Annotated in this window: 17 protein-coding genes; 7 read left to right on the top strand and 10 right to left on the bottom strand. The window is 58.8% G+C overall.

All coding sequences use genetic code 11. From position 1 onward, the window contains the following. Nucleotides 1-10: 10 nt before the first annotated feature. The 3 genes from QLG08_RS21405 to QLG08_RS21395 are packed head-to-tail and all read right to left on the bottom strand — an operon-like array spanning nt 11 to nt 2,452. Nucleotides 11-622, bottom strand: a complete 612-nt coding sequence (locus QLG08_RS21405; RefSeq protein ID WP_013025550.1) for a DUF2291 domain-containing protein — start codon at nt 620-622, stop codon at nt 11-13. A 45-nt stretch (nt 623-667) separates the two neighbouring features. After that, complete coding sequence (locus QLG08_RS21400) at nt 668-1,603, bottom strand: D-ribose ABC transporter substrate-binding protein (protein ID WP_014593574.1); 936 nt, start codon at nt 1,601-1,603, stop codon at nt 668-670. A gap of 54 nt (nt 1,604-1,657) precedes the next feature. Continuing rightward, nucleotides 1,658-2,452: a GolD/DthD family dehydrogenase gene (locus QLG08_RS21395; RefSeq protein WP_013025548.1), complete on the bottom strand. Its 795-nt coding sequence runs from the start codon at nt 2,450-2,452 to the stop codon at nt 1,658-1,660. A gap of 342 nt (nt 2,453-2,794) precedes the next feature. Here QLG08_RS21395 and QLG08_RS21390 point away from each other — a divergent pair, with 342 nt between their 5' ends. Further along, nucleotides 2,795-3,607 carry a DeoR/GlpR family DNA-binding transcription regulator gene (locus QLG08_RS21390; RefSeq protein WP_013025547.1) on the top strand — a complete coding sequence of 271 codons (813 nt, stop codon included), beginning with the start codon at nt 2,795-2,797 and terminating at the stop codon, nt 3,605-3,607. Between the two features lie 30 nt (nt 3,608-3,637). Here QLG08_RS21390 and cobA read toward each other — a convergent pair whose 3' ends face one another. From cobA to QLG08_RS21355, 7 genes are all read right to left on the bottom strand, one after another. Beyond that, nucleotides 3,638-4,459, bottom strand: coding sequence for a uroporphyrinogen-III C-methyltransferase (gene cobA, locus QLG08_RS21385; protein ID WP_028715064.1), 822 nt, complete (start codon nt 4,457-4,459; stop codon nt 3,638-3,640). Continuing rightward, nucleotides 4,456-7,077: a nitrate reductase gene (locus QLG08_RS21380; RefSeq protein WP_028715063.1), complete on the bottom strand. Its 2,622-nt coding sequence runs from the start codon at nt 7,075-7,077 to the stop codon at nt 4,456-4,458. The genes cobA and QLG08_RS21380 overlap by 4 nt, the downstream gene beginning before the upstream one ends. Further along, complete coding sequence (gene nirB, locus QLG08_RS21375; RefSeq protein WP_282473167.1) at nt 7,074-11,147, bottom strand: nitrite reductase large subunit NirB; 4,074 nt, start codon at nt 11,145-11,147, stop codon at nt 7,074-7,076. Before nirB ends, QLG08_RS21380 begins: the two co-directional genes overlap by 4 nt. 10 nt (nt 11,148-11,157) lie before the next feature. Then, nucleotides 11,158-11,946, bottom strand: coding sequence for an ABC transporter ATP-binding protein (locus QLG08_RS21370; RefSeq protein ID WP_072138710.1), 789 nt, complete (start codon nt 11,944-11,946; stop codon nt 11,158-11,160). Between the two features lie 10 nt (nt 11,947-11,956). After that, nucleotides 11,957-12,829, bottom strand: coding sequence for a nitrate ABC transporter permease (gene ntrB / locus QLG08_RS21365; protein WP_014605988.1), 873 nt, complete (start codon nt 12,827-12,829; stop codon nt 11,957-11,959). Between the two features lie 11 nt (nt 12,830-12,840). Continuing rightward, entirely contained in the window at nt 12,841-14,091 is a 1,251-nt protein-coding gene (locus QLG08_RS21360; RefSeq protein WP_015700444.1) for a CmpA/NrtA family ABC transporter substrate-binding protein, read from the bottom strand. A 257-nt stretch (nt 14,092-14,348) separates the two neighbouring features. Then, nucleotides 14,349-15,572 (bottom strand): nitrate regulatory protein, encoded by a 1,224-nt coding sequence (locus tag QLG08_RS21355; RefSeq protein WP_064373651.1) that lies wholly within the window; start codon nt 15,570-15,572, stop codon nt 14,349-14,351. 487 nt (nt 15,573-16,059) lie between these two features. On the opposite strand from QLG08_RS21355, the gene QLG08_RS21350 reads away from it, so the two are divergent. The 6 genes from QLG08_RS21350 to QLG08_RS21325 all read left to right on the top strand — a co-directional run bounded on the left by QLG08_RS21350 (nt 16,060) and on the right by QLG08_RS21325 (nt 22,591). Further along, nucleotides 16,060-16,548 (top strand): SH3 domain-containing protein, encoded by a 489-nt coding sequence (locus QLG08_RS21350; protein ID WP_015700446.1) that lies wholly within the window; start codon nt 16,060-16,062, stop codon nt 16,546-16,548. A gap of 70 nt (nt 16,549-16,618) precedes the next feature. Next, nucleotides 16,619-17,836 carry a type IVB secretion system protein IcmH/DotU gene (icmH, locus tag QLG08_RS21345; protein WP_014593565.1) on the top strand — a complete coding sequence of 406 codons (1,218 nt, stop codon included), beginning with the start codon at nt 16,619-16,621 and terminating at the stop codon, nt 17,834-17,836. Further along, nucleotides 17,836-19,944: a type VI secretion system membrane subunit TssM gene (gene tssM / locus QLG08_RS21340; RefSeq protein WP_014593564.1), complete on the top strand. Its 2,109-nt coding sequence runs from the start codon at nt 17,836-17,838 to the stop codon at nt 19,942-19,944. Before icmH ends, tssM begins: the two co-directional genes overlap by 1 nt. 13 nt (nt 19,945-19,957) lie before the next feature. Then, on the top strand, nt 19,958-20,656 hold the full coding sequence (tagF, locus tag QLG08_RS21335; RefSeq protein ID WP_014593563.1) for a type VI secretion system-associated protein TagF: 699 nt from the start codon (nt 19,958-19,960) through the stop codon (nt 20,654-20,656). A gap of 34 nt (nt 20,657-20,690) precedes the next feature. Further along, nucleotides 20,691-21,818, top strand: coding sequence for a type VI secretion system-associated FHA domain protein TagH (gene tagH / locus QLG08_RS21330; RefSeq protein ID WP_013025535.1), 1,128 nt, complete (start codon nt 20,691-20,693; stop codon nt 21,816-21,818). After that, nucleotides 21,815-22,591 (top strand): PP2C family serine/threonine-protein phosphatase, encoded by a 777-nt coding sequence (locus QLG08_RS21325; protein WP_013025534.1) that lies wholly within the window; start codon nt 21,815-21,817, stop codon nt 22,589-22,591. The genes tagH and QLG08_RS21325 overlap by 4 nt, the downstream gene beginning before the upstream one ends. Nucleotides 22,592-22,597 lie beyond the last annotated feature (6 nt).

Below are 22,597 nucleotides of genomic sequence, written 5' to 3'. Positions count from 1 at the left end.
GATCACCTCCTCACTGACGCGTGATCTGGGCGGGCGTAATATCGGGTAGCGCGTGGGGAATGTCCCAGCTGCTAAAAACGCCGACCACGTCAACCCGGTCGCCCGGTTTTACGGCGGCGTTATGTATCATGGTGACCGCCTGCTGATTGATGGCTTTACCAAAGTCGCTAAACATCACCTGATCGTTAAAATCCTGATAGCTGGCCCCTTTGTAAGCATCCCGCAGCGCCGTCCCACGAATGATGGGCCCGATCTGAATAGTGACAGTGTCACCTGATGCCGCTTTAACTTTCATTTTGCCGTTGCGTGAGGTGGTATCCAGCGCCGTGACTTCCCCACTCACGCTGACGCTGAATATGCAGGGATTCTCGCTCTGCGCCCGGTAGCCCAGGGCGCGACAGGCGCTGTCCAGATCCTTCTCTGACTGCAGGCGCTGAGTGAGCTCGCCCAACGGCTTTGCCTGCGCCACGATCTGTGGCACCAGCTTCTGCTGCCAGAGTTGCCCGATATTGGCCATGTGAGGATTCGGGGGATTCTTGAGGTCGGCCAGTTCCTGCTGCGACACAATACGACAGCTACCCAGTGCCATCACGATCGGTATCAGCCAGAGTCGGTTGTACATGACATTCTCCCTGGCGCCCGTCAGTACGGGCGCGACAACAATGGATTACGACTTGTAGTTAAAGTCCTGTACGTTTTTTGCATTGTCCGGTGTGATCAAAATGCCGCGAAACATCACGCGCTGCTTCTCAGGCTTCACGCCTTTCTGAATGTAATTATCAAGATCGGTTACGCCCTGAGCGGCAATGGCCTGCGCCTGGAGCATCACGGTGGCTTTTAACGTTCCGGCCTGCACCGCATCGCGTTCATCGTTACTGCCATCAATGCCGACGACCACGACATCATTGCGTCCGGCCGCTTTCAGGGCGGCAATGGCGCCTAACGCCACCGGGCCGTTACCACAGATAACGCCTTTTACATCCGGGTGAGCCTGCAGAATACTGTCCATGATGCGCTTGCCGTCGATCAGCGTGCCTTTGGCATCCTGACGCGCGACGCTTTGCATATCCGGATACTGTTCCAGCACCTGATGGAAGGATTTCGAACGGGTGACGCAGTTATTGTCGGCGAGGTTGCAGGTCAGCTCGGCGTATTTCCCTTTTTCTCCCATTTTCTCAACAAACACGTTGGCCACATCAGAGCCCGCCTGGAAGTTATTGTGGGTAATCTGTTCCAGCGCCACGTCATCTACCGGAATTTCACGGTTGATCAGCACCACCGGAATACCGGCCTGTTTGGCTTTTTGGATGGCCGCCACACTGGCCGTGGAGTCTGCGTTGTCCAGGATAATGCCCTGCACTTTTTTGCCGATAGCCGCATCAATCAGCTCGTTCTGCTTCTTAACGTCTTCACCGTGAGAGAGCACCGAGGTTTTGTAGCCCAGCGCCTGAGCTTTCACGTTGGCGCCCTTGGCCTCCGAGGCGTAATAAGGGTTATCCAGTGAGTTAACCAAAATCATAATGGTGCCTTTTTCAACCGCCAGCGCGGTGTGAGAAAACAAACAGGCGGCAAGCGTGGTGCAGAGCAACGTCGTTTTTTTCATGGTGTGTCTCGCTATTAGGGTGTTGGCAGAGGAAAACGAAGCCTGGCGGTGGCCTTACCAGATGGTAAAGCCACCGTCGATCATCAGGTCGGCCCCGGTAATCATGTCGCTGCCGTTGCTGGCAAAAAACAGCACGGCGGCGGCGATCTCGTCGGTGTAGGCAAAGCGGCCTAACGGGATCAGTTTTTTCATTTCGGTGCCCTTCTCACCGCGCCAGGCTTTTTCCCCCATCGGGGTCAGCACCACAGTGGGCGACAGGGTGTTCACGTTAATGCGGTGCGGAGCAAACTCTTTCGCCATCACTTTGGTCATGCCCAGTAACCCGGCTTTGGCGGAGGTATAAGCAACGTGGTTGTCGATAGCGATGGACGCCGCCTGAGAGGCGATATTGATGATCTTGCCGCCGTTGCCCGCCTTGACCATCTGCTTGCCCGCAGCCTGTGAGCACAGAAAAGGCCCGGTCAGGTTCACGGCGATCTGCTTTTGCCACTCGGCAAAATCGGTTTCCAGCACGGGCTGAAGCATCACGTAGCCGGCACAGTTCACCAGAATGTCGATATGACCGTAGTGATCAACAATGGCGTCGAACGCCTGCTCAACGTCGGCAGGATCGGTTACATCGCAGCAAATAAACTGCACCTGTCCGGCCAGGGCTGCGCGCGCACTGTCGACCTTATCCGCTTCAAAGGGCGGATAAAGCAGCGCCAGGCTCGCCCCTTTCTCCAGCAGCATCTGATTACTGGCCATGGCGATGCCGCCCAGCCCGCCCGTCACCACGGCCACTTTGCCGCTCAGATTCATTGTGGTGTCTACGCCATAGCGCAGGTTAACGTCATATTCACCGCTCATCCGACTGTCCTCTCTGGTATTTTATTTGCCGCATTCATTTTCGAACAAAAATATAAGCTATCGAATTGATGGTTAATGTGGCTAAGATCAAATTTCACAACACTGCGTGCCTGGCGGCGTGATTCGCTTCAAAGCGCGTGATCCCGGTTGCAAACCGCCTGAGTAATATGGATTGTGTTGCTGTCGCGAAGGTGAAAGAGATAAAGCATGGCGCATATTGACTTTCGAACGAAAATAAACATCTTTTCATGCTGACTCGCAAAGGCGAAATCTGCGGGTTAAACTCTGCGACAACGCGTTATCGCTATAAGCCCGATGCGATTAAAAGAGGGAGCGTTTCGATTGAAAAGCAAGACTGAGCAGCTAGCTGAAATGCAGCAGCGTCGTGACAAGATCCTGGAGATGATTCGGGAGGACGGGACGGTGACGGTGAAAGCGCTGACGAAAACGTTCGGGCTGACCGAGGCCACGCTGCGAACCGACCTGCGGATGTTGCAAAAACAGGGTTTCGTGCAGCGCTACCACGGCGGCGCGACCCTGATGACCGGCAAACAGAATACCGGCCTGCTGCAGCTGGAACGTCAGACCCACATGGAAGAAAAAGACGCGATTGGGCGCCTGGCTGCCCAGCATATCGAAAACGGTGATACGGTGATTTTCGATTCTGGCACCACCACCACGGCTATCGCGGATGCCATCAGCCACATCCGGCGTTTATCGGTAGTGACCACCGCCGTGAATATCGCCCTGAAGTTGGGTGGCGAGCCCGGGATCAATGTGCTGCTGACGGGCGGGACCTTTAAATTTCCGACGCTTTCAACGTCCGGAGACAAGGCCGCCAGCTTCTTTGAAAACGTGCTGTCAGAAAAACTGTTTCTCGCCACCGCCTGTATCTCGCCACGGCTCGGCCTGAGCTTTCCCAGCGAAACCGACATCAAAGTAAAAATGGCGATGATCAAATCCGCCAGCACCGTCTACGTCGTGGCCGACTCCAGCAAGATTGATAAGGTCTCGATGTTTGCGCTACCCTGCGACTGGAGCCACATCCACTACCTGATTACCGATAGCGGGATCAGCCAGGCGCACATCTCCGCGTTTGAGGCATTGGGCGTTAAGGTGCTGGTTGCGCCCTTACCCGCTCGCCGCGCCCCCTGATGTTAACGCGTGGCCTTGGCGACATGATTATCACGCCTGGCAAATGGCCGCCTCTGCGCCCAGCCTGACAAGCAGGTCGGCTCGATAGTAGCGAACCACGTCTCCGACGATCAGCAACGACGGCGACACCGGTTTATGCTGCGCGATCGTCTCTGGCAGCCCTGCCAGCGTGGTCACTAACACCCGCTGATCCTGGCGCGTGCCGTTTTCGATAATGGCGACCGGCGTATCCTCCCTGCGGCCATACTCACGCAGACGGCTGCTAATGACGCTGCTCCAGCTCAGCCCCATGTAAAACACCAGCGTCTGATTACTGGCTGCCAGCGCGGCGGCATCCAACTGAGGCTCACCGCTGCGCCCGTGTCCGGTAATAAAGCGCAGGGACTGGGCGCAATCCCGGTGCGTCAGCGGAATCCCGCTTGCGGCGGCACAGCCGACGGCAGCCGTAATGCCGGGCACGACCTCACAGACAATGTCAGCCTGCTGCAGGCTCACCATCTCTTCGCCACCGCGACCAAAGATAAAGGGATCGCCGCCTTTCAGGCGCACGACGTTGCGCCCGCTGAGCGCCAGATCCACCAGCAGTTGATTGATCTGCGCCTGTTTCAGGCCGTGGTGACCGGGCCGTTTACCCACGTCGATGCAGAGCGCGCTGTCCGGCACTTCCGCCATGACCGCCTCACTCACCAGGCGATCGTAAACCACCACTTCAGCGCCGTGCAGTAAACGCAGCGCTTTTATCGTCAGCAGGTCGACATCGCCCGGCCCGGCGCCCACTAACCAGACGCGGCCGGGGCGGGACGCGTTTTCGGGCGCCAGCAGTTTATCTAAGGTGTGAATAGCCAGCGTCATAATTCCTCCGGGACAGAGACGGAAAGCAGAAGGTGTTTTAGCTCCGGCAGGCAGGAGCCACAGTTGGTGCCACATCTGAGCGCTTTGCCCAGTGCCTGGGTGCTGTGGCAGCCCTGACGAATAGCATCAAGAATCGTTTGTTCGCCCACGCCATAGCAACTACAGATAATGCGTCCGGTCGCCGGGGCCTGCGCCGCCTGGCCTGCCAGCAGCGCGTGGCGTTCAGCGGCGTCCGCCGGTGCCTGACGAAAGGCCTGAGCGACCCTGTCGTGCTGGATTTCAGGTAAACGCTGGTCAGCATAAAAGGCCAGCTGCAGTTCACCGTCCCGCCATGCCAGGAGTCGATAGCTGTGGCCGCCATCGCTGGCGGTTTGCAGTTGCAATCCTTCAACGCTGAACTGAGACGCCAGCCAGCGCTGCGGCTGGTCCTCTCCGGCCAGCGCAAAGCGATGCGCGCCCTCATGCGGGGTGCGCGCCCAGTAACGCAGCCCGGCCGGTGGCGCACTGTTTCTCTGCCAGAGCCAGCCCTGCCAGCGGGGTTGTAATAACTGAATTCGCACCGCTGTCTGTTTAAAGGCGGGCTGAGCCGAAACCGGGCAGCGGGTCGCGGCCACTAAACCCCCGACGTTACCCTGCAGGCTGAACTGACGGTTCCAGTGCATCGGCACAAACAGCTCGCCGCGCCGCAGACCGCTGTCCAGCGTCACGCGCACCACCATCCATCCCCATTCAGACTGTACGCGCGCCAGCGCGCCGGCAAACAGGCCATAACGGCGCGCCTCTTCCGGATGCAAGGCGGCAAAAGGCTCGTCACAGTGCTGCATCAGGCGAGGCACCAGGCCGGTGCGCGTCATGGTGTGCCACTGATCGCGTACGCGCCCGCTGTTCATCAGTAAGGGATAACGGGCACTGCGCTCTAAAGGCGGCGGCGTGGCCGGTGGCAGCAGCCGTGCCTTGCCATCCGGATGATAAAAACGCCGGTCGCTGAACAGCCGGGCACAGCCTTGTGGGTGACGGGCATTGACGGGCCACTGAACAGGCGTCAGCGCATCCCACTCGGCATCGCTGAGCTGTGCCAGGCCGCTGATATCAAAAGCGCGTTCGCCCGCGTTCTCAAAGCCGGACAGCGCCGCATGCTCGCGGAAGATCGCCGCCGGATGGGTCCAGTTAAATGCCTGACCGAACCCCAGCCGCTGCGCCACCTGCGCCAGCAGCCACCAGTCGGGTTTGGCTTCCCCGGCGGGCGCAACAAACGCACGCTGACGGGAAATACGGCGTTCAGAATTGGTCACGGTGCCGTTTTTTTCGCCCCAGCCCTGGGCGGGGAGCAGAATATGGGCAAAGGCTGTGGTATCCGTGTGCGCCAGCACGTCGGAGACGATCACCAGCGGACAGTTGGCCAGCGCCCGGGCCACGCGATTGCCTTCCGGCATTGACACAGCCGGATTGGTGCCCATGATCCAGACGGCTTTAACCTCTCCCCGATCGATGGCGTCAAACAGCGCCACGGCGGTTAGTCCGGGCTGGCGGGCAATGGTCGGGCTGTGCCAGAAACGCTGTAAACGATCGCAGTCCGCTTCGTTAAAGCTCATGTGTGCCGCCAGCTGGTTGGCTAAGCCGCCCACTTCACGTCCGCCCATGGCATTGGGCTGGCCGGTGAGTGAAAACGGCCCACAGCCGGGACGGCCTATTTTTCCGCTGAGAAGATGCGCATTAATTATCGCATTATTGTTATCACTGCCGCTCTGTGACTGGTTGATGCCCATGCACCACAAGGTCAGGACCCGATCACGCTGGGCAAACAGCTGATAAAAGGCCACCACCTGCGCATCGCTGAGATCGCAGTGTTCCGCAACTTCAGCTATTCCCCACTGGCTGGCTGCCTGCAGGGTGGCTTCAACGCCGTCCAGGTGCGGCAGCATTGTCGCCTCAATGCCCTGATTCTGGGCCAGCCAGCGCAGCAGGCCTGAAAACAGAGCCGGATCGCTGCCCGGCCGCACCGCCAGGTGGAGATCGGCGATATCACAGCTGGCGGTGCGGCGCGGATCGATCACCACCACCTGCATCTCCGGCCGCTGCTGTTTCGCCTGTCTGAGTCGCTGAAAGATGACCGGATGGGCCCAGGCCGCGTTGGAGCCGACCATCACAATCAGATCCGCCTGCTCCAGATCCTCATAGCAGCAGGGTACCGCATCCGCCCCGAGCGCCCGCTTATAGCCCACCACCGCTGAAGCCATGCAGAGGCGCGAGTTGGTATCGATATTGGCGACGCCAAGAAAGCCTTTCATCAGCTTGTTGGCTACGTAGTAATCCTCCGTGAGCAACTGGCCTGAGCCATAAAAGGCCACGGCCTCAGGGCCGTGCTCTGCGATAATCTTTCGAAGCCCGTCAGCGGCGGCATCCAGCGCCGCCGCCATGCTGACCTGCTGTTGATGAATACAGGGATGCAGCAGGCGTCCCGTCCGGGTCAGTGTTTCCCCCAGCGCGGCCCCTTTAACGCACAGTCGCCCGCCGTTGGCCGGATGCAGCGGATCGCCATTCACCTGTGCAGATTCGCTGTGTTGCAGGGTCACCTCGACGCCACAGCCCACGCCGCAATAGGCACAGGTGGTTTTCATGATGCCTGCGCCATCAGGTTAATCGGACGGTTAGCGACCCAGACCTGGCCATCCTCCAGCTTCACCGGCCAGCAGCGCAGCTGATACTGCGGATCATCCAGACTTTGGCCGTCGCGCAGGCGCACGCGCTGTTTGTAGAGCGGTGAAATAACGACGGGTTCACCGGCCACATCGCCGAGGATGCCTCGCGACAGCACGCTGGCGTCGCTGCCCGGCTCGCGATCTTCCAGTGCATAACAGTCGTCGCCGAAACGGAACAGCGCAATGCGCACGCTGCCGAGGCGCGCACCGATCCCCGCTTCGGCCGGAATGGCATCCAGCGAACAGACTTCGCTCCAGGTTTCGGCGGGCAGGTGCATCAGCGGAATACTGCTGGCGGTGTGCGGCTGACGCTGACCGCGTACGCGCGCATAGTGCAGCGTTTCATCCGGCTGATCGCTGTTCACCGTGGCGGTAAACAGCGCACGGCGCGATGGCTCTGCCAGCGTGGTCTGCCATTCACACTGATACGTTTCCACAACCTGCTGCATTTCCTGCTCCAGCACTGCGGCAATACCGAGGCTGTCATTGATCACGACGTCGCGCAGGTAATCCAGGCCGCCTTCCATGTTATCCATCCAGACGCTGGTGCGCTGTAAGCGCTCCGCCGTGCGCACGTAGAACATCAGAATGCGATCGACATAGCGGATCAGGGTTTCATCATCCAGATCGCTGGCAAACAGCTCGGCATGGCGCGGTTTCATGCCGCCATTGCCGCACACGTACAGGTTCCAGCCCTTTTCTGTGGCGATCACCCCAATATCTTTGCTCTGCGCTTCCGCACATTCGCGGGTACAACCCGAGACGGCCATTTTGATTTTGTGCGGCGCGCGCAGGCCTTTGTAGCGATTCTCCAGATCGATGGCGAAGGCGGTGGAATCCTGCACGCCGTAGCGACACCAGGTCGAGCCCACACAGGATTTCACCGTACGCAGCGACTTTCCGTAGGCATGGCCGGTTTCAAAGCCTGCTGCCAGCAGGGTTTCCCAGATCTCAGGCAGTTGATCCAGCCGTGCGCCAAACAGGTCGATGCGCTGACCGCCGGTAATCTTGGTGTAGAGATCGTAACGTGCTGCCACTTCGCCAATGGCGATCAGCCCCTGCGGCGTGATCTCCCCGCCCGGCACGCGCGGCACGACGGAATAGGTGCCGTCTTTCTGGATATTGGCAAAGTAGCGATCGTTGGTATCCTGAAGCGGCAGATGGGCCGGTTTCAGCAAATAGTCATTCCAGCACGAGGCCAGCAGAGAACCGACCAGCGGTTTACAAATCTCGCAGCCGCAGCCGCGCCCGTGGCGCGCCAGCAGGTCATCAAAAGTTTTGATTTCATGGATGCGAATCAGGTGGTAGAGCGCCTGACGTGAATAGGCAAAATGTTCGCAGATATCTTTTTTCACCTCAACGCCCAGGTTTTCCAACTGACATTCCATCACCTGTTTTACCAGTGCCGAGCAGCCGCCACAGCCCGTCGCGGCTTTGGTGCAGCTTTTAATGCTGGCCATATCGCCACAGCCACTCTGCACCGCCTGGCAGATATCGCCTTTGCTGACGTTGTGGCAGGAGCAGATCTGAGCGCTGTCGGGCAGCATGGCAACGCCCAGACCTTTGGCTGGCGCACCCTGCAGCGCAGGCAGAATCAGCCCTTCCGGCGCCTCGGGCAGCGGCATCGCGTTTAACATCATCTGCAGCAGCGTGGCATAGTCGCTGCTGTCACCGACCAGCACGCCGCCCAGCAACCGCTTACCGTCAGCGCTGACCACAATTTTCTTATAAATGCCTTTCGGACCGTCGGCCCAGAAGTAGCTCAGGCTGCCTGCCGTTTTCGCGTGCGCATCACCAAAAGAGGCCACTTCCACGCCCAGCAGCTTCAGTTTGGTGCTCATATCGGCCCCGCTGAACCGGGCTGGCTCGGCGGCCAGATGCCCGGCCAGCACGCGCGCCATCTGATAGCCCGGCGCCACCAGGCCAAAAATTTGTCCGTTCCACAGGGCACATTCGCCGATAGCGTAGATATCGTCATCGCTGGTCTGGCAGACGTCATTGATCGTAATGCCGCCGCGTGGGCCAACGCTGATATCGGCGGTGCGGGCCAGCTCGTCACGCGGCCGGATGCCCGCAGAGAACAGCACCAGATCGGTGGCCAGTTCGCCACCATCGGCAAAGTGCAGCACCAGGCTTCCGTCTGGCTGGGTCGCAATCTGTTCAGTCTGCCTGGAGGTGTGAACCGTCACGCCCAGTGAATCAATTTTCTGCCGCAGCATCAGCGCGCCGCCTTCGTCCAGTTGCACGGCCATTAGGCGCGGCGCAAACTCAACGACGTGAGTTTCCAACCCCAACTGCTTCAGCGCATTGGCGGCTTCCAGCCCCAACAGGCCACCGCCGATGACCACACCGCGCTGGCTTTTACCGGCACAGGCGGCGATCGCATCCAGATCGTCCAGCGTGCGGTACACAAAGCAGCGTTCGCCCTCATGTCCCGGCACCGGAGGCACAAACGCGCGCGAACCGGTCGCCAGCACCAGTTTATCCCAGCACAGTGCTCTGCCGTCGCTGTCGTGCAGACTACGCTGCTGACGATCGATCGCCTCCACCCGACAGCCGCTGCGCAGTTCAATGCCGTGTTGGGCAAAAAAGTCCTCGCCAACCAGCGAGAGCTGCGCGGCCTCTTTGCCGGTGAAGTACTCAGACAGGTGCACGCGATCGTAGGCCGGATGGCGCTCTTCGCCGTACACCACGACGTGATACTGCTGATGCAGATCACGCGCTACCAGCTGTTCCAGAAAATGGTGGCTGACCATGCCGTGACCCACGACGGCTAATACAGGTTTAGAGTGATTCATCACGGGGTTTCCTGCAGCCTGCGGCTGCGTTTCAGGTTCATCAAGGCCAAACAGCGTATTGACAGAAACCTGCCTGGCGTTATGCAGTTGGTTCAGCAACGCGGCACCCTGCTGGCAGTCGCCATACAGCAGCACACCGTTGAGCCGCCCCTGTTTGAGAAAAAGACGTCGATAGTGACCGGAAAGCGGATCGAAACTGGTGACGGAAGGGGCTTCACGGATATCACCCGCGCTGAACAGCGCGATCCCGCTCACCTTAAGACGCGTGCCGGTGGCTTCACTGTAGAAATCAGCCTGAGGACATCCCGCCAGTTGGGCGGCCAGCACCGCCGCCTGCGCCAGGCAAGGCGCAACCAGGCCAAAGGTTTCTCCGCTGATTTCACAGCATTCGCCGACCGCATAAATCCCGGCTTGGGCGGTGCGTAACTGCCGATCCACCAGAACGCCGCGCTGACAGGGAATGCCTGAGGCCTGGGCCAGGGCGATGTCTGGCTGCACGCCCGTTGCGATAACGACCTGCGCCGCCGCCAGCTGTCGGCCATCGTTGAGAGTCAGTGACTGCGGGCCGATTTCTGCGACGCTGCAATTCAGTTCACAGCGGATACCGCGTGCGCTGAGCTGGGCAAGCAGTAATTCCCCTGCCATGGCGTCCAGTTGCCGGTCCAGTAAGCGCGACTGACGATGTACCAGCGTGACATCGCGCCCTTGCGCCTGAAGGGCTGCCGCGGCCTCAATGCCCAGAAAACCGCCGCCGGCGACCACGACCGGCCCGCTACCGGCCAGCAGTAAATCCACATCCTCCAGCGTGCGGAAAGCCGTTACGTGCGGCAGATCGATGCCTGCCACCTGCGGCATGCGCGGTTGCGATCCGGTCGCCAGAATCAGACGATCCCAGTGCAGCAGGCGCTGGCAGGTGCGCAACGTGCGCGCCGCCACGTCGATCTGCTCAGCCGTTTCCCCGGCCAGCAAGGTGATGCCCTGGCGCGCGTACCAGTCACGATCGTGAATCTGGATTTGCTCCACGGTTTTTTCGCCAGCCAGCAGCGGCGACAACAGCACGCGGTTGTAGTTACCGTGTGGTTCACGGCCAATGACCGTAATGTCATAACGCTCCGGCGCCAGCTGCAACAGCGTTTCCACGGTGTGCATGCCCGCCATCCCGTTACCGACCACCAGCAGCCGTTGTCTCATGGTGTTTTCCTTACGCCGCCGAGGTCTGTTTTTCGTAGAGAAAATGCAGCACTTTTTGGCGCAGCTGGTGATAGCGCGCATCCTCAGCCAGCGCCACGCGCGAACGCGGTCGGGGTAAATCGACGGTAAGTATGTCCCCCACCTGGGCGGCGGGGCCGTTGGTCATCATCAGGACCCGATCAGAAAGCAGCACGGCCTCATCCACGTCGTGGGTGATCAGCACAATGGTGGTATTTAACTCCTGCTGAATACGCATCACGCTGTCCTGCAGGTGCGCGCGGGTTAACGCATCCAGCGCGCCGAACGGCTCGTCGAGCAGTAAAACGCGCGGCTTCATTGCCAGGGCGCGGGCGATGCCGACGCGCTGCTTCATCCCGCCAGAGAGCTCGCCGGGACGCTTGTGCAGGGCATGGCTCATTTGCACCCGGTTGAGGTTGTGCTCGATCCAGTCGTGCATCTCCGCCTTGTTCATCTTGCCTTTAAAAACCTGCTGCACCGCCAGTTCGACATTCTGAAACGCCGTCAGCCACGGCAGCAGAGAGTGGTTTTGAAACACCACCGCCCGCTCAGGGCCGGGACCGGTGACCTCGCGGTTATCGCACAGCAGCACGCCGCTGGTGGGTCGGGTCAGGCCGGCAATCAGGTTAAGCAGCGTGGATTTACCGCAGCCGGAGTGACCGATCAGACTCAGGGTTTCGCCCTGATGAATATCGAAACTGACGTTGTCCAGCGCCAGAAAATCGCCGCCCGAGGTGGTAAAGCGCTGGCTGACCTGTTGTACGCGAATGATAGGTTGCATGATGTTCCCCTTATTTATCCCAGCTAAAACGACGCGCCAGCAGCATCAGTCCCTGCTCAAGCAGCAGGCCGACCACACCAATCAGCAGAATGGCAATCAGGATGTTTTCAACGTTCAGGTTGTTCCATTCGTTCCAGATCCAGAAGCCAATGCCCAGACCGCCCGTCAGCATTTCAGCCGCGACAATCACCAGCCAGGCGATGCCAATCGAGAGGCGCACCCCGGTGAGGACGGCAGGCAGCACGGCGGGAAACAGGATGCGGCGCATAATGGTCCATTCAGAGAGCTGCAGCACGCGCGCCACGTTGAGGTAATCCTGCGGGATGCGCTGCACGCCTTCTGCGGTGTTGATGATCATCGGCCAGATCGAACAGATAAAAATGGTCCAGCTTGAGGCCGGTTCCGCCCGCTGGAACAGCAGCAGACCGATAGGTAACCAGGCCAGCGGACTGACCGGACGCAGCAAGGCGATAATGGGATTGAACATGCGCGCCACAAAGGTGAAACGCCCCAACAGAAAGCCGGCGGGAATACCCACCAGCGCCGCCAGACCGAACCCGATGGCCACGCGCTGCAGCGAGGCCAGAACGTTCCAGCCAATGCCCTGATCGTTAGGGCCGTTGTTATAAAACGGATCGGCAAACAGGACTTTCGCCGCCGCCCAGGTCGCGTAAGGCCCCGGAAAGCCCTGGCTGTACAGCGCCGCGATCTGCCATACCAGAAGCAGGAGCAGGACACCGCACAGCGCCGGAATACAGCGCTGTAGCAGCGGACGCAGGCGCGCAGGCGGGCGCACTTTTTTAGGCGTGACCTGGAGGGAAACCACCGTTGCCTGAGTGGGCGTATTGACCGGCTGCGCCAGTGGACGAGTCTGGGTTTTCATCAGGGCCTCTCTTAACGTTTGATCGCGAAGCTGGCGGCGTAGGCGGCGGGATCGGTGCCATCCCATACTTTGCCGTCCAGTAAAGTGCTGCTGCGCATGTCGCTGCCGGGCAGCGTGACGTTGCCGACCGCGCTGGCAGCCTGTTTGTAGATATCAATACGGTTAATCTGCCTGGCGACTGCCAGATAATCGGGATCGCTGGTGAGCATGCCCCAACGCTTAAGCTGGGTCAGGAACCACATGCCATCGGAGAGATAAGGGAAGCTGACGCTGCCGTCGTGAAAGAAACGCATCGCATGGGGATCCTGCCATTTTTGACCCAGTCCGTTTTCGTACTGGCCCAGCATGCGCCCTTCCAGCGTCTCGGGTTTGGTGTTGATCCAGGCGCGTCCGGACAGTACCTGCGCCGTTTCACGTCGGTTATCGTCTGACGCATCGATCCAGCGCGCGGCTTCCAGCACCGCAGACGTGAGCGCGCGGGCCGTATTCGGGTTCTCTTTGACCCACTCTGCGCGGGTGCCCAGAATTTTTTCCGGATGATCCGGCCAAATCTGCTGGCTGGTGGCGGCGGTGAAACCAATATTGTCGCTGATCGCCCGCTGGTTCCACGGCTCTCCCACGCAGAAGCCGCTCATGTTACCAATCTTCATATTCATCACCATTTGCGGTGGCGGAACCACGACGGTGCGCACGTCCTCAAACGGGTTGATACCAGCGTTAGCCAGCCAGTAATAGAGCCACATGGCATGGGTGCTGGTCGGAAAGGTATGCGCGAAGGTCATGCTGCCCTTCGCCTGGCTGTCGATAGACTTTTTCAGGCTGGCGCCATCGGTCACCTTCTGCGCCTTGAGCTGGTTTGACAGTGAGATGGCCTGACCGTTGTTGTTTAACGTCATCAGGTTCGCCATATCGTGCTGAGGACCGGCGACGCCCAGCTGCAGGCCATAGATCAGGCTGTAAAGTACGTGTGCTGCATCCAGTTCACCCGAGGTGAGTTTATCGCGTACCGCCGCCCAACTTGCTTCTTTGCTGGCCTGCAGCGTCAGGCCGTATTTCTTGTCAAACCCCTTTACCGAGGCCATAACCACCGGCGCGCAGTCGGTCAGTGGAATAAAGCCGACGCGCACGGTCGGTTTTTCTGGCGCGTCGGAACCTGCCGCCCATACCGCGTTGCGCAATCCCGGCAGCAGCCAGAGTCCACCGACGGCGGCGCCGGATAACAGCAGTTGACGACGAGAGAGTGAAACTGGCGATTTGCTCATCTTTACCACCCTGAAGAAATAAAAAAAGGCGTCCTCCCCACTGCTCTCGCAAGGGGACGGACGCCTTTATCCAAAGCACTCGCTCTACCGCCGTTGGCAAAGCAAATACGTACACTCTTTAAGGTAAAGCAAACCGCGTGCCAGAATTATTTGCCGTCACGTCTGCCCTGCGCGGCGAGAGGTGGCGGATTTTTAATCGTTTTTGCACGTTGGTGACGCAGGTCACGCACAAGCGTTGTGCAGCTAACCCTTTCGGGTTAGCGCTTCACTGTGGCCGCGACCGTCACGATCGCCTGGGCGATTTCCGGCAGCCGTTTGTTTTGATCCATCGCGCTTTTGCGCAGCGTCTGCCAGGCCTTTTCTTCGCTCAGGCCATGCTGCTGCATCAGCCAGTTTTTAGCCTGATCGAGCAGCTTGCGCTCTTCGAGCGTGGCGCGCATGGCGGCCAGCTCATTGGCCTGGCGCTGCAGATGCTGAGACTGCTCACCAATCAGCGACAGTAACGATCGCCCCAGCTGTGGGGCGAGGCCTTCGCTGTTAAGCGCGGTGGGCCGGGTAGCCAGCCAGTCTGCGCCAGACACATAGAGCGTGAAGTCACAGCCTGACGGCGTCACGCTCAGGGGCGCGCCAGCCTGATGCTGCGCCAGGGCGATAGCGTCCCGGCAGTGCGCCATCAGCACGGCAGACAGTTGGTCCTCCAGCGACTTCATTTGATCGATGCGCTCAGATAGCAGCGAGAACCAGTGCAGCGCCCCGCTGTCGTCGCGCCTGCCGTCGGTACAGGCGATGCGCCTCAGCCGCTCAATTTCCCGGCTGGGCTGCGCCAGCGGCTGCCAGTTGCGCAGCACGGTCTCATCGGCAAACTGCTGAAAGGTATTAAAGCTCTGTTCCTGCGCCTCAATAAGCGCCACCATCGTGCTACGCTGTTCGGCCGTAAACTCCCCGGCCGCAAATCCGGCCGCGCCCTGGGCCCGCTCCTGTCCCGTCAGCTCTTTGCCCTGCATAAAGCTGAACAGGGCGATAAGTGCCCGGGTAATTTCCGGATGGCTGGCGGTGTCGGCCGCTTCAAACACCAGATTAAGCAGGCTACGAATAATCGCATTGAACGCCGCCATCGCCTGCGCATGTGTGACGTCCTGACGGGCGATCTTCTGGCGCAGAACCGGCAAGTCTGCCAGTGCCTGTAACGCTGTCGCGATCAGGTTGCAAAAACGGCTGTATCCGGGTTGAGCCTCCGCTCTGGGTAATGCCCGGCTGAACGCAAGCTGGCTCCGGCTGACATCCTGCTCACTTGCACTGCGCTCGTCGCCATACAGCCGCCCTTGCGAACAGATCCACAGGTTGCTGGCCCCCCGTTCGCGCTGCAGCTGATGAACCAGCTCGCTGACCGTAGTAATTAATTTACCGGTCTGCCGAAGTCGCTCCAGACTGGCAATATCGCTTTGCCGTGAGGCCTGCAACCAGCTCAGTGCGTCATCCATTGCTCAACCCTCTGAATGCAAAAAAAGAGTCAAGCAAAAGCCGTGCCGCTTCCGATCGCAGGGCCATAAGGATGAGGGTGCCTGAACAATGACCGCCAGGATCGCAGCCCAGGCAATGCGTGCTGTTAAATTGTTATTGGCGCTTAGGCTTTTTTTTGCCTGTCATCTGACTGTGCCACTATCCAGCCCGACGTGTCTGGCTGGCCTCGGCATGTCTGCTTTTCCCTGTGCGCGGCAAGGTGAAACCGACGCGACAACGCGGTGTGAGAAGAAGGTGATGAACGCGCTTTACCATGCTATATCATTGGGTGCAATGGTTTGAATTCTCAAAAGTCTTAGGTAGACTGAGCGCTGTACAGGATAAATGTCATTTACCGCATTATCTTAACGGCTTACCTACCCGACTGCGCTTCCTCCCCAGTGAAGGTGAACAGCCGTGTTCTGATAAACAACATGCAGGTATATTGATAATATCGTGAGGAAAAAGGTGAAAAAAAATTTAGCGTTTATCCTGTTAGCGGGACTTTTATTGTCCGGCTGTAAAACGCCACCGCCTGCGGTGAATGATGACACCCTGGTCACCAGTGATGTGAACGGTGTGAAACTGGTACACCGTCATGCCGTGGCGGCACCAACAACCTTTACGCCCATAAATCAAACCTGGCGCGCCCTGTACAAGGCGTCGGTGATGACCCAACCCGATTACGGCGGCAAGGTTGTTCGTTACCTGGAGGCGGGAAAGTCTTTTGAGGTTCTTGGCAGCGTTGAGAACCACTGGCTGGCCATTGCTGATAAGCCGGATGGCATGTTAACCGGTTACGTGCCGCTGAAGGCGGGCGTAGAAAGTCATCGTTATGATGACACGTTACGCAATGACCGTCCGCGTCCGCGAAAAACTAAACAAGTGTGCGTTGACGTCGGAGGCGACAGCAAAGCCTGTCGTAATACCGCGACGGCGACCTGGATTCTGAACTAATGAAATTAACTACCTGCCGTGCTGGTCACGTTGCCAGAAACGCTATCTGTCGCGGGAAGAACACACAGTAATGAGCGTGGAATCCTCACCGCGAGAGGTCACGACCTCGGGTACCGAAAATCTTTTGCTTAAAGCGGCCGCGCCACTGCTGAATGCGGTGGTGCAGATTCGTCAGGCCGCCACGCACGACGATCCTGCGGGTTTACGTCAGTCACTGATTGATGAAGTGCGCGTCTTTGAACAACGCTGCAAGCAGGCGGGTTTGCCGTTTGAAATGATCATTGGCGCACGTTACTGCGTCTGTAGCGCGCTGGATGAGGCGGCCGCGCAAACGCCCTGGGGCACGCGCGGCGTCTGGTCCGGTAACGGCATGCTGGTCACCTTTCACAATGAAAGCTGGGGCGGTGAAAAATTCTTTCAGCTGCTGTCTCGCATCTCGCAAAGCCCTCAGCAACATCTCTGGCTGCTGGAAATCATCCATTACTGTCTGTTACTGGGTTATGAAGGTCGTTATCGGGGCAGTGAAAAAGGCCGGGCGCAGTGCGACAGCCTGCGGGCACGACTCAAGGCCCTGATTGATGAAACCCGCGCTCAGCAGAGTACCGATTCCGCCCCGCTGGTGCAGGTGCATCCGCTGGTCAGCACGCTCGCGCGGCCGATGGTGCCGCTCTGGGCCTGTGCGATGCTCGTCGCCCTGATCGGCTGTCTGATTTACAGCGGGCTGAACTGGCGACTGGGCAATGCGGCCGAACCGCTGCTGCGCAGCCTCTACAACATGCCGCTGCCGCAAATCACGGTAAATCGCCGCCCTTCCTCGCCGCAGGCCCTGCTGGATTTACGCCAGCGGCTCAATGACGTGATCGCCGCCGGTCAGCTGGAGGTCAGTGATGGCGCGTTTGGCAGCAAGGTGATTATTCCTGCTGACAAGCTGTTTGCCGAGCAGGGAACGGTCATCAACCCGGTTGGACGGGCCATCCTGGCGCGGGTTTCCAGCGCGATGAAAGATGTGAAGGGCACGATTCTGGTGTCGGTGTTTACCGACGACAAGCCCGTGGACGGCAGCCGCTTTGCCTCCAGCTACGAATTTTCTTTTGCCCGGGCGCGTTCCGTCAGCCAACTGCTGCAGGTGCAGCTCGCTGACACCCACGTTATCCGCTCTGAAGGACGCGGTGACAGCGATCCCCTGCTGCCGAACGACAGCAGCGAGAACCGAACCCGCAACCGCCGTGTTGAAATTACGCTGTTCGCCGCACCTGAAACACTGAGCACTCACCAAGGAACACACTGATGCGCGCTTCTTTTCGCTTATTTTTAACGCATCGACTGCTGTGGAGCTTTATCGGTGTAACAGCACTGAGTTGCCTGATGTGGATGCTGGGGCCGCTTATCACCTGGAATGAAACCCGTCCGCTTGAACCCGCCCTGCACCGCGAAATCGCCGTGAGCACGCTTTATCTGCTTTGGATCGTGCTTCAGTTAATCCCTGCGGTTTACCGTGCCTGGTATAACAGTCGTCTGCTGGATCGGCTGCAGGTGGTTGAAAGCGACGATCCCGCCGAGCGTCAGGCGACGGAAGCCCTGCTGAGTCAGCGTTTTAGCGAAGCGGCCATGCGCCTGAAACGCACCCATTTTGGCCGGCGTCAGGGCAGCCTGTGGGCACGCATCAACGCGAATTATCTTTACCAGCTTCCCTGGTACCTGATGATTGGCGCGCCGGGTGCCGGTAAAACCACCGCGTTGCTGAACGCCGGACTGAAGTTTCCCCTTACCGATACTTTTGGTAACGAGGCTGTGCGCGGCGTCGGCGGAACACGCAACTGCGACTGGTGGTTCACCGACAGTGCGGTATTGATCGACACAGCCGGACGTTATGCGTTACAGGAGAGTCAACGCGCCCGTGATGCCAGCGAGTGGCAGAGCTTTATTAATTTGCTGAAGCGCTATCGTGCCCGACAGCCGATCAATGGCGTTATCATGAGCATCAGCGTCGCAGATTTGCTGAGCGACTCGGCCGAGGCGCGTTTTGAGCAGGCTAATGCCCTGCGCGACCGCCTGAACGAACTGCATCAGCACACCGGTATTCACTTCCCCGTGTATATCATGGTGACCAAGACCGACCTGCTGAAAGGCTTTATGAGCTATCACGGCTCGCTGGATAAAGCCCGACGCGATGCCATCTGGGGATTCACCTTTCCCTGGGATGCCGGTAAGCCCAATAAGCAGGACTGGCATCCGCACTTTGACCTGCAGTTTACCCAGTTAGAGCAGAAGCTGCAGCTACAGCTGGCCGATCAGATGACCCACGAGCGCGATCTCAATGAGCGGGCAGAGTGTTTCCTGTTTCCTCAGGAGTTCTCGTCTCTGCGCCCGCTGCTCAGCGAATACCTGGACATTGTGTTTTCACCCCGCGCTGAAACCGTCGCCTGGAATCCGCGCGGGCTGTTCTTTACCAGCGGCACCCAGGAGGGCTTACCTTTCGACAGAGTAATGGGTGAGCTCAGCCGCAAACTGCAACTGCGCCAGGCCGGTTCCCATTCGATTGCAGCCTGGGACCGCGTGAACCGCAGCAGCCCGATTCCCGGAAATAAAGGCCAGAGCTTTTTTATTCGCGATCTGCTGAGCAATCTGGTGTTCAGGGAGAGTGGTCTGGCGGGCAGCAACCGTCGCTGGGAGTACCGCAATCAGCTGCTGCACTGGATTGGCTACGGCATGCTGGCCGGCGCGCTGGTGATCATGAGCGGCTTATGGCTGACGAGTTACTATCAGAACCAACACTATCTGCAGCAGGTTACGGCGCGATTGCCGGTTATCTCACAACAAAGTCAGCAGGTGATACATCAGCCCGCTGATAATATTTTTGATCTGCTACCCTTTCTGAATAACCTGGTGAAGTTACCCGTGTCCGACCAGTTTTCTCTCGATAATCCGCCGCTTACTATGCGAGCCGGTTTATATCGTGGAAACCAGGTCAGCGATGCAGCCTGGGCGCTTTATCAAAATGCGCTTAAGTCTTTATTGCTGCCCCGCGTGGCGCAACAGATCACCAACCTGCTGCGTAATGACCCGGGGGATGATAACGAGTACAGCCGAAATGCGCTGCGTGCTTATCAGATGCTGTATCAGCCGAGAAATTATGATGGGGAATTCCTCCGCGCCTGGCTGCTGCAGAATCTGCAGCATTCGTTACCGGAGAAGGTCAGCGCCCGGGATTTGCAGCAGCTGGACTGGCACCTGAGTCAGTTGCTCGATCAGCAAATTCAGTCGTCACCCTATGCTCGCGACAATGCGCTGATGATGCGCAAGCTGGCTGATAACTTAAATAATGCGGGTCGCGACAGTACCCTGCTGGCCACTGCGCCGCGCAAAGCTCAGCGCCTGACGACGCATAACCCATAATAGCGAGGTGAACATGCCTGTCTCTCTGGCCCCTGGCTGGTACGGTAAATTACCCTCCACGGGGGACTTTTTGCATCATCGGTTAACCGAGCAGCTGATTGCGCCCTGGAACCACTGGTTTCAGCAAGGTCTGGTGCACTGGCATCATCAGGATGATGCGGTGAGCGCCGACTTCCTGCGCGCCCCGGTCTGGAATTTTGTGTTACCGATCACCCCAATACGCAATCAGGTGCAAATGGGTTGCCTGCTGCCCTCCTGCGATCGGGTAGGCCGTGCCTGGCCACTGCTGGCGCTGCTGAGTTTCCCCCTGGCCCAGTGGCATCCGGCACAGTTAACGATTTCGGGCGACTGGTATCGGGATCTGGGCGCGACACTGTTGAACGCCGTGACGCAGCAGCAGAGTCCGGCACAGCTGGAACAGGCGATCCAGACCATGACGCCGCTGATGATCCCGGTACAGCAGCACTCCGATATCATGGATGTAATCGGTTTCCAGGATTTACCTTGCACCCTGAGCTGGCAGGACGTTGCTGAACGTTTCGACCCTCAGCAACATATTAGTTACTGGTGGAGCAATCGCAGTGACGGTTTCGTTCATGCCACGCACAAGCATAGCGGCAACCTCACCCCCGAACTGTTCTCATTACTGTTTAATCCGGCGGCAGGTGCACAGCCGGGTCGCAATGGCCTCTATCCACCGATGTTTGAGTGAGGCGTTGCTACTGTCCTCACTGACGGGATAACTCATGCAATTTACCATCGTTCAATGCACGTCTGATGTTCCGGTGAAAACCGTCACCTTTCATCCTCCCGGCGGCACGATTGGCCGCAGCCAGGATAACGACCTGGTGCTACCGGATGAAGCCCGTTCTATTTCCCGCCTGCAGGCGCTGGTGCACCTGTCAGGCGAAGGCGAATGCCGTCTGACCAATCAGGGCAGCGTCACGCCTGTTGAACATAACGGTGTGGCGCTGAAGCGTGGCGTGCAGGTGCGCCTGAAGCACGGCGACGCCCTGCGCATTGGTGACTACGCCATCGACGTGCGCGATCCGGCAGTTCACGGCGTAAACAGCGATCCCCTGGCGTTTTTTACCGACGCTGCGACGCGAACGAATCCGCTGGATATTCCCGACCATGCCGACGTAGAGGAAGTGGTGGAAGAGCCTGTAGTGAAGCGGCCGGAACGGCGCGGCGACGCGAGGCTGGCCATTGATCCCCAGACCAGCGAAACTTTTCACGTACCCTTCGCCGCTGGAGTGGAGCAGGACAAACTGGTGGCGGCCCTGCTCGACGGCATGGGCCTTAATAACGGCCATAATACGGCTATCAGCGAAGAGCAAATGCGCACCACGGGCAGAATGTTGAGCCTGTTCTCGCAGGGGACGGTTGCCCTGCTGTCATCACGTTCCATTCTGAAACGTGGCGTGAAAGCCGAAATGACGATGATCCTGAACGAGGCAAATAATCCGTTCAAAATCCTGCCTTCAGGCAAAACGGTTCTGATGCAGATGTACCAGAGCCAGATGCCCGGTTTTATGCAGCCCGAGCAGGCCGTGCGCGATGCGCTGGTCGATCTGCAGGCGCACCAGCTGGGCATGATTGCCGGGATCCGCGCGATTATCGCCGCGATGCTGCAGTCGTTTAATCCTCAGGGACTGGAGGAGCAGGCGCGCGCTGACGGTGCCGTATCCAAAACCCCGTTCTCGTCCTTTAAGAAAGCCGCCCTGTGGGACTATTTTACTCGTCGCTACCAGCGCACCGCCGGCGAGATCGAAGACGATTTTCATACGCTCTTTGGGGAAGCCTTCCTGCATGCCTACGACATGGAGGTCAATCAGTATAAAGACTCCCAGACGCGCACGGACGACGCATGAATATTGCCTTTGCCAGTCATTGTCAGCAGGGGCTGCGCGATGAGAATCAGGATCGAACCGGTGTGATACTGGATGCGCGCAAAGCCTGCTTTGTCGTGTGTGACGGCGTGGCTGGCCTGCCCGGCGGCGATCAGGCCGCACAGCTGGTATGCGATGTGCTGATTGAACAATTGCAGGATTGCGAGCAGGTTACCCCCGCCGTGACGCATCAGGCGGTGGAAAAGTGCCGTTCAATACTTGAAATGGCCCAGGGTAATAATCCGAATTTTTCCACCATGTGCACCACGCTTGCGGGCCTGTTTATCGACCGCACCCGACAGCGCGCATGGTGGGCGCACGCAGGTGACAGCAGGGTTTACCACTTTCGTCACGGGGTGCTGAATGAGGTGACCCGCGACCACAGCCTGGCGCAAAAGTTGAGCGATGCGGGCTATGAAAATACCGGAATTAACAGTAATTTACTCTATAATGCGCTCGGCATAGAACCCGCTCATCCTGTGACCTTCGCTGACGAAATTTTGCTGGAAGATGGGGATGCGTTTTTAGTCTGTAGCGACGGTTTCTGGCTGAATCTGACCACCACGGAAATGGAACAGGCTTTGCGCATGGTCAATGACTGTGATGAGTGGCTGACGTTAATGGCGCAGGCGGTGAGCCGCGACGTAAAGAAAGACAACCTTAGCGCCCTGGCGGTGTGGATCGGTGAGCCGCAGGATGCCACCCTGCTCTACACGCTGGCTGACTCAGCACGTTTTCTGCCCTCAGGCTATTGATTAAAG

The organism is Pantoea sp. V106_11 (genome assembly GCF_029967885.1).
GTDB lineage: Bacteria > Pseudomonadota > Gammaproteobacteria > Enterobacterales > Enterobacteriaceae > Pantoea > Pantoea ananatis.
The sequence above is the reverse complement of the archived record's forward strand: the minus strand, read 5'-3'. Positions and strand labels throughout refer to the sequence as shown.

Excerpts from the sequence above, each read along its gene's own strand:
- QLG08_RS21395 (WP_013025548.1), bottom strand. The coding sequence starts at position 2,452 with ATGAGCGGTGAATATGACGTTAACCTGCGCTATGGCGTAGACACCACA.
- tagF (WP_014593563.1), top strand. The coding sequence starts at position 19,958 with ATGCCTGTCTCTCTGGCCCCTGGCTGGTACGGTAAATTACCCTCCACG.
- icmH (WP_014593565.1), top strand. The coding sequence starts at position 16,619 with ATGAGCGTGGAATCCTCACCGCGAGAGGTCACGACCTCGGGTACCGAA.
- ntrB (WP_014605988.1), bottom strand. The coding sequence starts at position 12,829 with ATGAAAACCCAGACTCGTCCACTGGCGCAGCCGGTCAATACGCCCACT.
- cobA (WP_028715064.1), bottom strand. The coding sequence starts at position 4,459 with ATGACGCTGGCTATTCACACCTTAGATAAACTGCTGGCGCCCGAAAAC.
- QLG08_RS21380 (WP_028715063.1), bottom strand. The coding sequence starts at position 7,077 with ATGAAAACCACCTGTGCCTATTGCGGCGTGGGCTGTGGCGTCGAGGTG.
- QLG08_RS21405 (WP_013025550.1), bottom strand. The coding sequence starts at position 622 with ATGTACAACCGACTCTGGCTGATACCGATCGTGATGGCACTGGGTAGC.
- nirB (WP_282473167.1), bottom strand. The coding sequence starts at position 11,147 with ATGAGACAACGGCTGCTGGTGGTCGGTAACGGGATGGCGGGCATGCAC.
- QLG08_RS21370 (WP_072138710.1), bottom strand. The coding sequence starts at position 11,946 with ATGCAACCTATCATTCGCGTACAACAGGTCAGCCAGCGCTTTACCACC.
- QLG08_RS21360 (WP_015700444.1), bottom strand. The coding sequence starts at position 14,091 with ATGAGCAAATCGCCAGTTTCACTCTCTCGTCGTCAACTGCTGTTATCC.
- QLG08_RS21400 (WP_014593574.1), bottom strand. The coding sequence starts at position 1,603 with ATGAAAAAAACGACGTTGCTCTGCACCACGCTTGCCGCCTGTTTGTTT.
- tagH (WP_013025535.1), top strand. The coding sequence starts at position 20,691 with ATGCAATTTACCATCGTTCAATGCACGTCTGATGTTCCGGTGAAAACC.
- QLG08_RS21325 (WP_013025534.1), top strand. The coding sequence starts at position 21,815 with ATGAATATTGCCTTTGCCAGTCATTGTCAGCAGGGGCTGCGCGATGAG.
- QLG08_RS21355 (WP_064373651.1), bottom strand. The coding sequence starts at position 15,572 with ATGGATGACGCACTGAGCTGGTTGCAGGCCTCACGGCAAAGCGATATT.
- tssM (WP_014593564.1), top strand. The coding sequence starts at position 17,836 with ATGCGCGCTTCTTTTCGCTTATTTTTAACGCATCGACTGCTGTGGAGC.